The following is a 13,305-nucleotide window of genomic DNA, read 5'->3' as shown; positions in this document are numbered from 1 at the left end:
ACAAAACAAAATAGTATGCTTATGTACGATTTCGGACAAACCGATGTCCGCGGATGAACAATAAGATTCGGAATCACCTTATTCCGTCCGCAAACTCCTGACCGGGTTCATCAGGGCGGCTTTAATGCTCTGGAAGCTAACGGTTAGCAGGGTGATTGTCAGTGCGCCAACGCCCGATGCGGCAAAAATCCACCAGGAAATCTCCGTCCGGTATTCGTATTTCTGTAGCCAGCCATGCAGGAAATAATAAGCGATGGGCGTCGCTATTCCGAAGGCGATCAGGACCAGAAAAACAAAGTCTTTCGACAACAACCCCCATAAGTTGAGCACCGAAGCCCCCAGGACTTTCCGCACGCCAATTTCTTTGGTCCGCTGCTCCACCACGAAGGAGGCCAGCCCAAACATCCCCAGGCAACTGATGAAGATGGCAAGCACCGCAAAACCCGAAGCGAGGGTGCCGATCCGCTCCTCAGCCGCAAACTTGGCCGCAAACTCTTCATCCGCGAACTTGTAATCGAAGGGAGCCGAGGGAATGACGCGCTTAAAAACGGCTTCTATTTTAGCCACGGATTCGCTTGCGCTTTTGGCCGGGTTCAGCTTCAGATCGATCCAGTTCACATTTTCATAATCGAGCAGATAGAAGGCTTGCTTCACCGGGTCATAGGGCGAATCCATGATCATGTCTTTGATGACACCGACGATCTTGAACGATCTGGCCCTACTGTCGGTTCCCCACCGCACAACGGTGCCAATTGGGTCCTTGATGCCCATGAATTTGACGGCGGCTTCGTTAACCACAAGGGATGAGGAGTCGGTTGAAAAGTCCCGCGAAAAATCCCGGCCTTCCTTAAATTGCCAGCCGACGGTTTTTCCAAACTCGTGTGTTACCCAGATGGTGGAAAAATCAGCATCCAGGCTGGGATCTTTACCGGCCCATTCAAAGCCCCCGTTGTTTGACCAGACCGATGTTACCGGGCTGGACGATTCGGCCATTTCGATAATGGCACCGGAGCGTTTGAGTTCGGACCGGAGCAACTCAAATTTGCCGTAAAATTCCGGCGATTTCATCTGAATCATCATCAGTCCATCCCGGCTATACCCGATGGGACGGTTTTTTGAAAACTGAATCTGGCGGTATACGATGATGGTCCCGATAATCAGGGAAACCGAAACCGTAAACTGGAGGACAACCAGGACTTTCCGGGGAATGGAAACGAAACGGATGGTCTGAAACCGTGATGCGTACCTATTTCCTTTCAATGCTTTAATAGGCTCAAACGACGATAAATACAGGGCGGGGTAACTACCGGCAACCAGGCCCGTCAGCAGGCTAAAACCGAGGCCGAGCAGCCAGAAGCCCGGATGAGTCCATAAAACCTCCATGCGCTTGTTGGCCACCTCATTGAACCAGGGCAAACTCAACTGAACCAGCAACAGGGCCAGCACAAAGGCCACGGCAACGACCAGCAGCGATTCGCTCAGAAACTGACTAATCAACTGGCTGCGCACCGACCCGATGGCCTTCCGGATACCAATCTCCTTGGCCCGCTTTTCCGACCGGGCTGTGCTCAGATTCATGAAGTTAATACAGGCCAGCAGCAGGACGAAAACGCCGACGATACCAAACAGCCAGACATATTCAATGAGTCCGCCCGTCTGTACTCCCTCCTCCCAGTTGGATCGCAGGTGCCAGTCGCGCATGGGATGGAGAAAAATCCGGGCATTGAATTTTTTCTCGCTCTCGTCCACATTGTTGTACCTGGCCTTAAGGATGCGTTTGTTGACCGTTTCGTAATGGGTCTGGTCGTTAATCTGCGCAAAAAGCTGGAAGGAGTTATTACCCCACTCGTCCCGGGCGCGTTTAATCCACGATTCCGATGTAGCGTACAAGTCCCAGGGCGCAATAAACGCGAGGTCTCTGAAAGTCGTATTGTAAGGAAGATCTTCGTACACTCCGGTTACTTTGACATCCAGCTTATTGTCAATTTTCATCAGCTTATTCAGCGGATCTGCCTCGCCAAATACAGCTTTGGCTACCGACTCGGATAGCAGAATGGAATTGGGCTCTTTTAACCCTTCCTCCGAGCCTCTCAGCATGGTAAGCGAGAACATCCGGGGCGCATCAGGTTCCATGTAACAGCCCGATTTCGAAAACTTCCTGTCGCCGTACGTCAGAATATGTTCCCCCTCCCAGGATGCCATCGACAGGTACTTGAACTCACCGCCGTATTTGGTTCGCAGTTCGTTGCCCAGCGGAAAAGGAATTGCAGACTGCGTGTATATTTTCCCGTTCGAGGTTTGCTGTTGCATTACCTGCGCAACCCGATCGTAATTTTTATGGTATTGGTTGAATGACAGTTCATCATACAGCCAAAGGCCGATAAGCATTGCTACAGCCATTCCGACGGCTAATCCGCCGATGTTGATAAACGAATACACCTTGTTTTTGACAAGGTTTCGGAAGGCCACTTTCAGGTAATTGCGGATCATAACAGGGCTTAGGAAAAAGGGTGTTGAATAGTGCGTTGCGGGTTTACGACGGGCCAGAGGCCGCATTAATTTCAGGGCATTCAGCCAGTAGCGCCAGCGAGCCTTGCGTTCTCCGACGGTTTCGACCCAATAGGCATACAACTCCAGCAAGTCGCCCTGCACTTCCTCCCGCGAATCGGGATGGGCGAATGCTTCCAGCAGCCAGGTGGCCCAGCGGGGCGGTTTTGACGTTTTCATGGGTGATTGTTAATTTCCCATTAATTGCAGCGTTTGCGGAGGCAGCGCGCCCCACAATTGCTCGCGGATATGTTTCACTTCTACGAGTGCCTTCCGGCCCGCGGTGGTGACCGTAAAAAACCGTTTCCGCCGACCACCGCGTTCAGCCGTAGCTCCGCTCATTCTCGACGACAGATACCCTTTTTCCTCCAGGCGTTGCAGCGTGGTATGAACTGTACTGAAGCCCACCGCCCGACCGGTTTTCTGTTCGATCTCCTGCGTAACCGTCACGCCGTAGGCGCTTTCGTCCAGGACAGCCACGGTCAGCAAAACCACTTCTTCGAATTCCCCCAAAAAAGCCCTTTTCATGGCGCTGGTATTTTATACGATAATGCCGAACAAATGAAGTGCCAAGCAGGCCAAACAGCCTTTGCCGGGCATTAAGCCACTATTTTCAGTCTATTGCGTTAAAAATATGTCCAAAAGCGGACAGCAGAACGTACTAAAGCGGACACCGCCTGACCTATAACAGTCTTGAAGCTAGCATGACGCGGATTGAACTAGTCCGCGTCATGCTAACGTAGATTATTCACTCCGTAAACTCTTCACCGGATTTGCGAAGGAAGCCTTGATGGATTCGTAGGAAACCGTTAGTAAAGTGATCAGGGCTGTCAGAAGCATCGCCAGAGCAAAAATCCACCAGTCCAGTTCGATGCGGTAGACAAAATCCTGCAACCAGTGGCTCATAACCCACCAGGCCATCGGCGTTGCTATGACAAAGGCTACGACAATCAGCCGGAAAAACTCCCGGCCAAACAGCCAAAGGATATCCCGAATGCTAGCACCCAGGACTTTGCGAACGCCAATCTCCTTGGTTTTCTGAGCCGCCATAAACAGCACGAGTCCGTACAGACCCAGGCCACCGATAATAACCGCAATGCCGGCAAAGAAATTGACCAGACTTGCCATCGTCTGCTCCTGAACGTAGAATTCCTGCAATTGCTCATCAACGAATTGCGCGGAGAAATAACTGTCCGGATAAAGTCCGTTATAGTCCTTTTCCAGTTGCTCAATGACACGCCTGAAATTGCCATTGTGCAGTTGCAGATTCGCATAGAAATAGCTGGTTGCCCGGGTGGTCATATAAAGTGGCGCAATCCCGCTTTTCAGATTGTTCTGATTGAAGTCCTTCAGCACCCCGACAATTTCGAGTCCCCGCCCGTTATGCATGAGTTTACCCAGCACCTTCGCCGGATCACGAATTCCCAATGCCTTCACAAACGCTTCGTTGACCAGCACCTCGCGGGCGGTGTCGGCAGGTTGAAGATTCCGCCCGGCGACCAGTTTTAAGCCGTATACATTCAGGTAATCGGCATCGATAAATTGTTGCTGGGTAGTAAATTTTTCGGGTTCAGGCCGAGTATCGAACTTAATCATCGTCTGACTAATCCAGCCCGACTGAGGTGGTCCGCTAACCGAATAGCTCAGTTTTTTCACCTCCGGAATAGCCAGGGCCAGATTTCGGAACGTGTTCATTTTGCTGATATCCTGCTTCGGTGAACTGGGTAGCCTAACCGTTAAAATGGCCTCCTGACGAAAGCCCAGATCTTTGGTCTGAATGTATTGCAACTGGCTGGCCACGACGATCATGCCCACAATCAGCATCTGGGAAATAGCAAATTGGGTAATGACCAGACCTCGCCGTACCGAAAACCCGCCCACCTGCCGGGTCGTAATCCGCCCCGCCAGGGCCATTGCCGGTTTAAAGCCCGCGAGTACCAGCGCCGGATAAAGACCAGATAAGCCAATCACGACGACAACGATTAGTGCCAACCAACCAATGACTGACACGTCGTAGTAGAACGTAAACCGAAACGCACCGTGTAAACGTTCCTGCGCCAGTTGCTGACCGATCTGGAAAAAAAGGAGCGCCAGGGCCGTTGCTGCGAGGGTTAGCAAAGCCGTTTCGCCGATAAACTGCCAGAACAACTGTCCCCGGGTGCTGCCCAGCACTTTCCGGACCCCCACCTCCCGGGATCGGTTGAGGGCCTGCGCCGTGGCGAGGTTGACGAAGTTGATGCTGGCCGTAATGATTAGGAAAACGCCAATGGCAAACAACGACCAGATCAGCCCCTGACTAACTCCGCCGGTGTCGGTCGAGAAATGAATATCGCGCAGCGGCTGCATCGGAAACCGGGTATCCTTGACGCCATGCGGTTTGTATTTCTTTACAAATGCCATCATCTGCCGGTCCCAGTCGGCTTTGGAGAAACCGTCATTCAGGCTCACAAAGCATTGTGTATCGCCGTTTATATTGTCAAAACCCTCCGTCAATGGTCTACCGTAGAACTCCCGCAGACTGGCCCACGAAGCCATGATTGGATAGGCGAAGTCGGTATTGTCCCGGTAATCTTCAAAAACACCGACAATCCGGGTATTCATGACAGCATTGAGCTTAATGACTTTACCGATTACCTGCGTTGTGCCAAAGTACTTCGTTGCATTTTCGGCGCTGATCACCACGGTATTAGGCTGAGCCAGTTCAGTTGGTCCGCCCACTACCCAGTGATAATCGAAAATCCTGAAATAAGCCGGTTGCACAAAAGCGCCCATTTGGTGAGCTTCCTTGAATTTCCGGTCGGGTCCGGTGGGCATCGGTATGGCCACTAAAGGATCCCGATAAATATCGATCATCGCCAGATTTTCGATAGCCGGATGGTCATTCTGGAGTGCTTTCCCCATTGCATAAGGCACACCGGCTATATCAAAAACGCCTTCGGGGGTTACAAACTCGGTCAGTACCCGGTAAATGCGATCATACTTCTGGTGGTGTTTATCAATGGCATAATGGTAACGAACCAGCGCAAAAATCAGGAGCGCAGCGCCAATACCCAGTCCCAGACCGGTAACGTTGATGAGGGCATACGTCTGGTTTTTCACCAGGTTCCGCCAGGCGATTTTGACATAATTTTGAATCATAGAAGGGCTGAATAAAGGGTTTGGCGAATAGTCGCCCGGTTTACGCCTGATGGCGAAGGGCCTGAAAAATCCCAGCACATCGCGCCAGTACCGCCAGCGCGCCCGCCGTTCGCCGACGCGCCTAACCTGATAGGCAAACTCCTCGTGCAAATCGCCCTGCACTTCTTCCAGCCGGTCAGGAGCGCAGAAGAATTTGAGGAACTGGTCGGCAAGGCGGGGCGGGGTCATGGGAGTTAAGAATTAAGAGTTATGAGTTACAAATAGGCCCGGGAGCTAGAGGATTCTGATGTGTTTTAATTCTTCACTCATCATTCTTCATTCCGAGCGCAGCGAGCGAACCGGGTTCATCAGCGCGGCTTTGATGCTCTGAAAGCTGACGGTCAGTAGCGCAATGGCAACGGCCAGCAAACCCGCCAGCGCAAACATCCACCATTCTATGTCAATCCGGTAAGTGAAGCTCTGCAACCAGCGGTGCATGGCCCACCACGCCACCGGCGAGGCCAGCAGAATAGCAACAAAGACGAGTTTCAGGAAGTCTTTCGAGAGCAGCACAAGAATTCCGCCCACGGATGCGCCCAGTACTTTCCGGACTCCAATTTCCTTCGTCCGCTGCTCGGCGGTAAACGTGGCCAGTCCGAACAGGCCCAGACACGAAATGAAAATGGCCAGAATTCCAAAATAGTTGATGAGGGTATTTACGAGCGTCTCGCTTCGGTACAGTTTTTCGTATTCTTCGTCCACAAAATGGTAGTCAAACGGATAGCCGGGATTGAGTTGCCGGGCCGTCTGTTCAATCACCTGAATGGCCTCCTCGGTTTTTCCGGGCTGCGTTTTGATCAGAAAGTAATTCGTCCATTTCGGATAATTGCTTAACACCAGCGGACGGATGGGTTCGTGAAAAGAACTCAGGTGGAAATCCTGCATTACACCGATAATCCGCCCTTTTCCCCGCTGAAAAGTCACTTCGGCGCCGATGGGATTTTCAAGCTTCATCATCTTAACCGCCGATTCATTCACCAGGTAATTGGACGTATCGGCTGCGGTAAAATCGCGCCCGGCCAGCAAGTTGATCCCGAGCGTTTTCGTAAAATCGACACCGACTTTCATGGTCGAAACCGACGCGTCGGTTTTCGGATCTTTCCCCGGCCAATCGAGGCTACCGGTGCTGCCAATCCGGATGGGTAATTCACCCGTTGTGGTTACGGCCTGAATCGCATCAGAACGTTGCAGTTCCTGCCGAAACGCTTCCATCCGGGGCCGCAGGTTTCCTTCGACAGCGACGTGCAACAAATCTTGCCGGTTCAGGCCCAGTTGTTTCGTACGGATGTAATGCATTTGCCGACCGATAATCAGCATACCGACGATCAGAAAGATGGAAAGCGAAAATTGAAAAACCACCAGCGTTTTCCGGAATCCGGCGCCGGTCGGGGTGCTGCTTAACGCGCCTTTCAGCACCCGGGCGGGCTGCATAACCGACAGCACCAAGGCCGGGTAACTTCCCGCGATCACACTGGTGACGCCAATCAGGGCCAACAGGCTTCCCCAGGCCAGGGGTGCGGTAAAATCGATTGCCAGTTGCTTGTCCACCAGTGGGTTGACGTATGGCAGCATCAGTTGAACCAGGCCAACCGCCAGCCCCGCCGAGAAGACATTCAGCAGCAACGATTCGCTCATAAACTGGCCTATCAGCGACAGCCGTCGGGCCCCAACGACCTTCCGAATCCCCACTTCTTTTGCGCGCAGCGATGACCGGGCCGTGGCCAGGTTCATGAAATTGACACAAGCCACCAGTAGAATGAGCAACGCGATCAGGCTGAACGTACGCACGTACTCAATCCGCCCGCCGGTAGGCTTGCCGTTCGTATACTCGCCATACAGGTAAACGTCACCAAGCCGTTGCAGAATCGGTTTGGCGGTTGCTCCCGTCTGATACCGTGGCAGCAGCCCCGCCATCCGGGCTTCCGCACCGGCCTGGGTACTCCCATTTTTGAGCTTTACATACGTCCGAAACGCGTTATTGTTCCAGGTTTTCATCCAGCCTTCTTCGGCTTCGCTGAAGTTGACAATCCAGTCAAACTGGACCGATGAGTTTTGGGGCACGTTCTCGATGACGGCCCCAACGCGGTAGTATTTTTCGTTGTTGAGCTGGATGGTTTTGCCGACGGCTTGCGAATTCCCAAAAAATGCCTGCGCCACATTGCGGGTAATAACGATTGCGTTGGGCGACTGAATGGCCAGACCGGGGTTGCCCTGTAAAACCGGATACTGAAACACATCGAAGAAATCGGCGGATGCGTAAAGGCCCACTTTTTTACCAAACCGGTTTCCGGCCCTGAGCAGAAAATCGTTGCTCCAGACCGTAAATTTCGTGGCCTTATCCACCTCCGGAACGTCTTTCTTTAGGGCTTCGGCGAGCGGGCCCGGCAGAATATCACTGGTATAGGCACCATCCGTCAGCCGGACCAGGTAAAGCCGATCGCCATCCGGCAGCCCTTTATCAACCTGAAACTCATCCCACACCCACAGACCAATAAGCAGACTACAGGCCATCCCGAGCGATAAACCCGCAACGTTGATAAATCCCAGCAAACGATTTCGTTGCAGGCTTCGCCAGGCGATTTTAAAATAGTTCTGGATCATATCGAACGGTATAATTTTTTGGTATTCTTTTGATTTTCTCCTACTCGCGAACGGTCGAATAAACCCCAGCACGTCGCGCCAATACCGCCAGCGTGCCCGTCGCGCCCCCACCCGCCGAAACTGGTACTGAAATTCCTCGTGCAAATCGCCCTGCACCTCTTCCAGCCGGTCAGGCGCGCAGAAGAGGTGGAGAAGCCGGTCGGCCAGGCGGGGCGGGGTCATGAGTGAAGAGTTATGAGTTAAAAGTTAAGAGTGATGATTTACAAATAGGCCAAGGTTCTAGAGCATTCCGATGCGTTTTAACTCATCACTCTTAACTCATTACTCTGCATTCCTCTTATGAGCAGGCGACTCCAGAACGTCACCCGCACCTCCTGAATCTCTTCCAGGGTTCGTCGGCCGTACGCCGTGACGGTAAAAAACCGCTTGCGCCGACCACCGCGCTCGGCCGTGGGTTCGCCCATTTCCGACTTCACCATCCCTTTATCTTCCAGCCGTTCCAGCGCCGAATGAATCTGGTTCAGCCGCACCGAACGACCGGTTTGCTCAATGATTTCGTGGGTAATGGATACGCCGTAGGCCGCACCTTCCAGCACGGCTACGGTGAGCAGAACGATTTCCTCAAACTCACCTAAATAGCTGCGTTTCATCGCTATCAATTAGTTCTATTTTTGCTGATCAAATATCTTACCAGGCTAAAAAACCGCCCTAAATCGCCATTTCAGATGGGTTTCAGAAAACCGTTGTACGATTTCGGACAACGAATTGTCCGGTTGTGAACGGGCTCATCCATCACGGACAGTAGTTTGGCCGCCCCTCCCGCTTTTCTCTTCAATTCCTGAACCGATAGGTATTCCGCCATGAAACCGTTGCTCCTGCTGCTCCTGCTCGGCCTTACGACAGGGTTTGCCCAGAAGAAAAATGTCTCTGTCATCGACGCCGGTGTCATTCAAGTTGACTCACTGCTGTGGGATTTGAAAGCCCTGAGCAAAGCTCCCCGTGTTGAATGGATAAACCAAAACGGCACCGTTCATTCCTTGCTTTACCAGGGAACTGACTACGAAGGAAAACCCACGCAGGTTTTTGCCTATTACTCCAACCCTGATCTGATTCGGGGAAAAGCCACCGGTAAACAGCGGTTTCCCGGCGTTGTCCTGATCCACGGCGGGGGCGGAAAAGCGTTCAAAGAGTGGGTCGAAAAATGGGCTGCCGACGGGTATGCCGCCATCGCGATGGACCTGGCCGGAAAAGGAGCTGACGGCCAACGGCTGGCGCAGGCCGGACCCGACCAGGGCGATGTCGATAAGTTCTCTAAACTGGAGAAAGCCGCTCTGAAAGATATGTGGACGTATCAGGCCGTGTCCAGCGCCATTCTGGCCCACTCGCTGCTGCGGAGCTTTCCGGAAGTGGATGCGGCCCGAACGGCGGTAACCGGAATCAGTTGGGGTGGTTACCTGACCTGCCTAGTTGCCAGTCTGGACAACCGGTTCAAAGCAGCCGCCCCGGTGTACGGCTGCGGGTATTACGACGAGTCCGATATTTTCAAAAAATCGATCAGCCGGCTTTCGGCGGGGAGCCACCGGAGATGGATGAAGTTTTTCGACCCGTCGAGCTACCTGCCCTTTGCAAAGCCCCGGTTTCTGTTCGTCAACGGCAATACCGACCGGTTTTACAACGTGGTTCCCTACCACAAAACCTATGATCTGGTGCCTGAAAACCAGCGAACCCTGTGCCTCATTCCGAACATGGCGCACGGCCATGAAGCGGGCTGGATACCGCACGAAATCCGGTATTTTTTCGAAAGTGTACTCAACGACGGCGTTCCGCTGGTGCAGGTGGCACCGGTAACGGTTCAGGACTCCACACTCCATTTGTCCTACCAGTCGCCGGTCTCCATCCTCACCGCCGAGTTTCACTACTCCAACGACACCACCTCACTGAACGAACACCGGGTCTGGTCGAAACAGAAAGCAACCGTTGATCCGAAAAACCGTACCGTCACCAGCCCCATTCCGAAAGAAGGTTTTCGATACGGCTTTTTTTACCTGAAAGACCACCGGGACGTGTCGGCTTCCAGTTCATTCATAATTAAACCGAATTAGATTATTTCCCGTTGGTCGGTAGGTGTATGGGCGTTCGCTTGAAGAGCTAAATAAATGCCGTTGGTCCAGCCAAAACCATCCTGATTAGGGTATTCGCCCCCACCCGCCGTTAAACTGGTGTCCACGACATTGTACTTTTCCATCATTTTACCGGTATCGCGAAACACCTTATCATTGAGTGCCATCCAGCGCTTTCGGATTTCATCAGCAGTCTGCGTAAACCCATACCTCAACAGGCCCTGATGGGTGATCCATTGCAGGGGTGCCCAGCCATTCGGAGAATCCCACTGTTGTCCACTTTCCTGAAGCGTTGAAACGACCCCGCCTTCTTTCAAAAAGCTTTTTTCAATGTGCTCGTGCACATGAGCCGCCTGCTCATCGGTAGCTATTCCACAGAATAAAGGAAACAGGGCCGCCAGCGACCAGACCGGCGTTGGCTTATGTAAAACGATGTCATAATCCATGAAAAAGTGCCCTTTTTCGTCCCAGAGATAGGTCATTATGGCTTTTCGTCGAGTCTCCGCTTTTTGTCTGAAATGGTCACCTGGCTCCTGAAAAGAACTCTGGAGATAAGCGTCTGACAGGGTCATTTCCAGCTCATACATCAGGCAGTTCAGATCCACCGGAATAATATCCGTTGTGTGAATGGTGGCCAGATGTTCTGGATTGCCAAACCAGCGGCAACTGAAATCCCAGCCGGATTCGCAAGCCGCCCGGATGTGTCGATACAGCGTTCCGGGCGATATCCGGTATGGAGCCGCCTGGTGAGCCAGTTCAACATCCTCCCGGTACGATTCGGGGCGGGGTGCTGAAAGATCATCCCAGTAACGATTTAAAATGCTGCCATCGGGCAACATAACCACGCGCCGGAAAGCGTTATCCTGATCATCGAGCCGAAAGTATCCATCCATCCAGTAGTTGTATTCTTTCTGCATGTGGGGCAGGTAGCGAACCAGGGTATCTGGACCATCCATTTCGGCCAGTAGCCTTACCATCAGGGCAAAAAACGGCGGTTGCGACCGGGTCAGGTAATAGCTCCGGTTGGCATTCGGAATATGACCGTAGGTGTCAATCAGATAAGCAAAATTATCGACCATGTCCCGAATCAGTTCGTATTCGCCCGAAACCCGCAGCCCCAGCATGGTAAAGTAACTATCCCAGTAATAGAGTCCCCGAAAACGCCCACCAGGGACGATATAGGGCTTGGGAACGGGCAACATGGAGCACTGCGGCTCTGACTGTCGCTTGAAAATCGGCCACATCCGGTTCAGATGCACCGACGTCGGCAGCGACTGGTCACTGATATGGTTGGTTTCCAGATTTTTGGGCAGATGAAAATACGTATGCACAAAATCCTCCAATCGAAACCCATCCCGGTGTTTCTCAATTTCATACCGGCTCAGAATCTCTTCCGGTGCCCGCCTGGGATAGCAGTCGGCAAATGTAATGGAATCGTCAAACACGAATTGCATCTGCACATCATGAAACAAAGGGCCGAATAGCTGGTCGGGGGGCAAAATGGCTGGTACTATACTGTATATTTGAGGGAAATGCGGAGTTGTGTCTGCCATAGAATCACATTGCGTTTATTAACTAAACGCAATGCGATTAAGTTAATTATGGATTTTTGCACTTCCCATTGCCAAACTCATAGACTAAAAAGTCATTTTTCTGTTGATTCAAGCTGTCGCCTTTTAAACCCGCCGTTTGCTGACGGCTTCCATCAGTCCCCGCATATAACCCAGGGCGTACAGGGTTCCGATGGTGCTATAACCGGGGTGCTGGTTGCTGTCACCGGCCATCGTCGGGACGTGGTCGGGACGGATGGGCCCTTTGAAACCGATGTCGTAATACGCCTTCATGCTCGCGTACATATCGATGATGCCCTCGTCGTGGAAGGTTTCTTCAAAGGCAAACTTGCCGCCCCGTACGTTGCGGAAATGAACAAAGTGGATTTTCTTCCGTTTGCCGAAATACGCGATGAGGTTCGGAATATCGTCGCCCATCAGGGCAAAATTACCCTGGCACATCGTAATACCGTTGCTCGGGCTAGGGTGAATCTCCAGCAGACGTTTGAAGGAATCAACGGTATTCATGATGCGGGCAATCCCCCGAATGCTGTCCACCTGCGGGTCGTCCGGGTGCATCGCCAGTTTCATGCCAACTTTCTCGGCTTCCGGGACAACGGCTTTCAGGAAGTACTCCAGATTTTTCCAGAGCGTTTCTTTCGATACTTCACCGTACTGGGTCGGCGGCAGATTCTTAACCGTTTCATAATCGAAAGCCGTTACCAGCGCCCCTCCCCGACCGGGCTTATCGTTCTGCGTACGGTACCAGCCGATGACCGGCATCCAGTTGTAGCAAATCGTATCAATCCCGACCTGCGTCAGGTTTTTCATGAGCGTAATAAAATTGGCAATTTCCTCATCCCGGCCCGGCAGCCCCAGCTTGGTTTTTTCGCCCAGCGCTGGTGGCCCTTCAATGACGCGCAGCTTGAGTCCGACGTTATCCCAGGCTTCCTTGACGGCCTGCACGGCCTTCAGTTCCCACGGTTTGACATCCTTCAGCCCGACCATACCGGGGTTAATGCCGCCTACCGCCCCCAATACGTCCATCTGCTTCGTCAGCGCCATTTTCTGCTCTTCCAGTCCCCAAAAATACGCTTCGCACAGGTGCATACCGGCATCCCGAATCACCTCATTCGTTTTGCGGTTTTTATCAGCCAGCGATGGAATACGACTGACGCCCCCGACGGTGAGGGCAGCCAGGGAGGAGCTTTTTTGGAGGAACGTTCTGCGGGAATCTCTCATCTTGAACTGGGATTACACGGATGAAAGGATGAAGGGGAACAATCTTACTTAATCCTTTTATCCGCACA

8 protein-coding genes are annotated in these 13,305 nt (G+C 52.5%); 1 reads left to right on the top strand and 7 read right to left on the bottom strand.

Annotated elements, in window-relative coordinates; all coding sequences use genetic code 11:
* Positions 1-78 precede the first annotated feature (78 nt).
* From LX87_RS04765 to LX87_RS04745, 5 genes are all read right to left on the bottom strand, one after another.
* Positions 79-2,727, bottom strand: a complete 2,649-nt coding sequence (locus tag LX87_RS04765) for an ABC transporter permease (protein ID WP_111626999.1) — start codon at positions 2,725-2,727, stop codon at positions 79-81.
* 9 nt (positions 2,728-2,736) lie between these two features.
* Positions 2,737-3,075 (bottom strand): PadR family transcriptional regulator, encoded by a 339-nt coding sequence (locus LX87_RS04760; RefSeq protein WP_111626998.1) that lies wholly within the window; start codon positions 3,073-3,075, stop codon positions 2,737-2,739.
* 216 nt (positions 3,076-3,291) lie between these two features.
* Positions 3,292-5,913 (bottom strand): permease prefix domain 2-containing transporter, encoded by a 2,622-nt coding sequence (locus LX87_RS04755; protein ID WP_229310544.1) that lies wholly within the window; start codon positions 5,911-5,913, stop codon positions 3,292-3,294.
* Positions 5,914-6,000: 87 nt separating this feature from the next.
* Positions 6,001-8,547 carry an ABC transporter permease gene (locus LX87_RS04750; protein WP_111626997.1) on the bottom strand — a complete coding sequence of 849 codons (2,547 nt, stop codon included), beginning with the start codon at positions 8,545-8,547 and terminating at the stop codon, positions 6,001-6,003.
* Positions 8,548-8,624: 77 nt separating this feature from the next.
* Positions 8,625-8,975, bottom strand: a complete 351-nt coding sequence (locus LX87_RS04745) for a PadR family transcriptional regulator (RefSeq protein WP_111626996.1) — start codon at positions 8,973-8,975, stop codon at positions 8,625-8,627.
* A gap of 210 nt (positions 8,976-9,185) precedes the next feature.
* Between LX87_RS04745 and LX87_RS04740 the strand changes: the two genes are divergently transcribed.
* Complete coding sequence (locus tag LX87_RS04740) at positions 9,186-10,427, top strand: alpha/beta hydrolase family protein (RefSeq protein WP_111626995.1); 1,242 nt, start codon at positions 9,186-9,188, stop codon at positions 10,425-10,427.
* On the opposite strand, the gene treF is transcribed toward LX87_RS04740, so the two are convergent.
* Both treF and LX87_RS04730 read right to left on the bottom strand, forming a co-directional pair.
* On the bottom strand, positions 10,424-11,998 hold the full coding sequence (gene treF / locus LX87_RS04735; protein ID WP_111626994.1) for an alpha,alpha-trehalase TreF: 1,575 nt from the start codon (positions 11,996-11,998) through the stop codon (positions 10,424-10,426). The genes LX87_RS04740 and treF overlap by 4 nt on opposite strands.
* A gap of 123 nt (positions 11,999-12,121) precedes the next feature.
* Positions 12,122-13,237 (bottom strand): mannonate dehydratase, encoded by a 1,116-nt coding sequence (locus LX87_RS04730; protein ID WP_111626993.1) that lies wholly within the window; start codon positions 13,235-13,237, stop codon positions 12,122-12,124.
* Between the last annotated feature and the right edge of the window lie 68 nt (positions 13,238-13,305).

Source organism: Larkinella arboricola (assembly GCF_003259745.1).
In the GTDB taxonomy this organism is placed as follows: Bacteria; Bacteroidota; Bacteroidia; order Cytophagales; family Spirosomataceae; genus Larkinella; species Larkinella arboricola.
Note: the sequence above shows the minus strand (reverse complement) of the source record. Positions and strands in the feature narration are given on the sequence as shown.

What these genes read in the sequence shown, in the direction of transcription:
- LX87_RS04765 (WP_111626999.1), bottom strand. Translation starts at nt 2,727, where the DNA reads ATGAAAACGTCAAAACCGCCCCGCTGGGCCACCTGGCTGCTGGAAGCA.
- LX87_RS04760 (WP_111626998.1), bottom strand. Translation starts at nt 3,075, where the DNA reads ATGAAAAGGGCTTTTTTGGGGGAATTCGAAGAAGTGGTTTTGCTGACC.
- LX87_RS04755 (WP_229310544.1), bottom strand. Translation starts at nt 5,913, where the DNA reads ATGACCCCGCCCCGCCTTGCCGACCAGTTCCTCAAATTCTTCTGCGCT.
- LX87_RS04750 (WP_111626997.1), bottom strand. Translation starts at nt 8,547, where the DNA reads ATGACCCCGCCCCGCCTGGCCGACCGGCTTCTCCACCTCTTCTGCGCG.
- LX87_RS04745 (WP_111626996.1), bottom strand. Translation starts at nt 8,975, where the DNA reads ATGAAACGCAGCTATTTAGGTGAGTTTGAGGAAATCGTTCTGCTCACC.
- LX87_RS04740 (WP_111626995.1), top strand. Translation starts at nt 9,186, where the DNA reads ATGAAACCGTTGCTCCTGCTGCTCCTGCTCGGCCTTACGACAGGGTTT.
- treF (WP_111626994.1), bottom strand. Translation starts at nt 11,998, where the DNA reads ATGGCAGACACAACTCCGCATTTCCCTCAAATATACAGTATAGTACCA.
- LX87_RS04730 (WP_111626993.1), bottom strand. Translation starts at nt 13,237, where the DNA reads ATGAGAGATTCCCGCAGAACGTTCCTCCAAAAAAGCTCCTCCCTGGCT.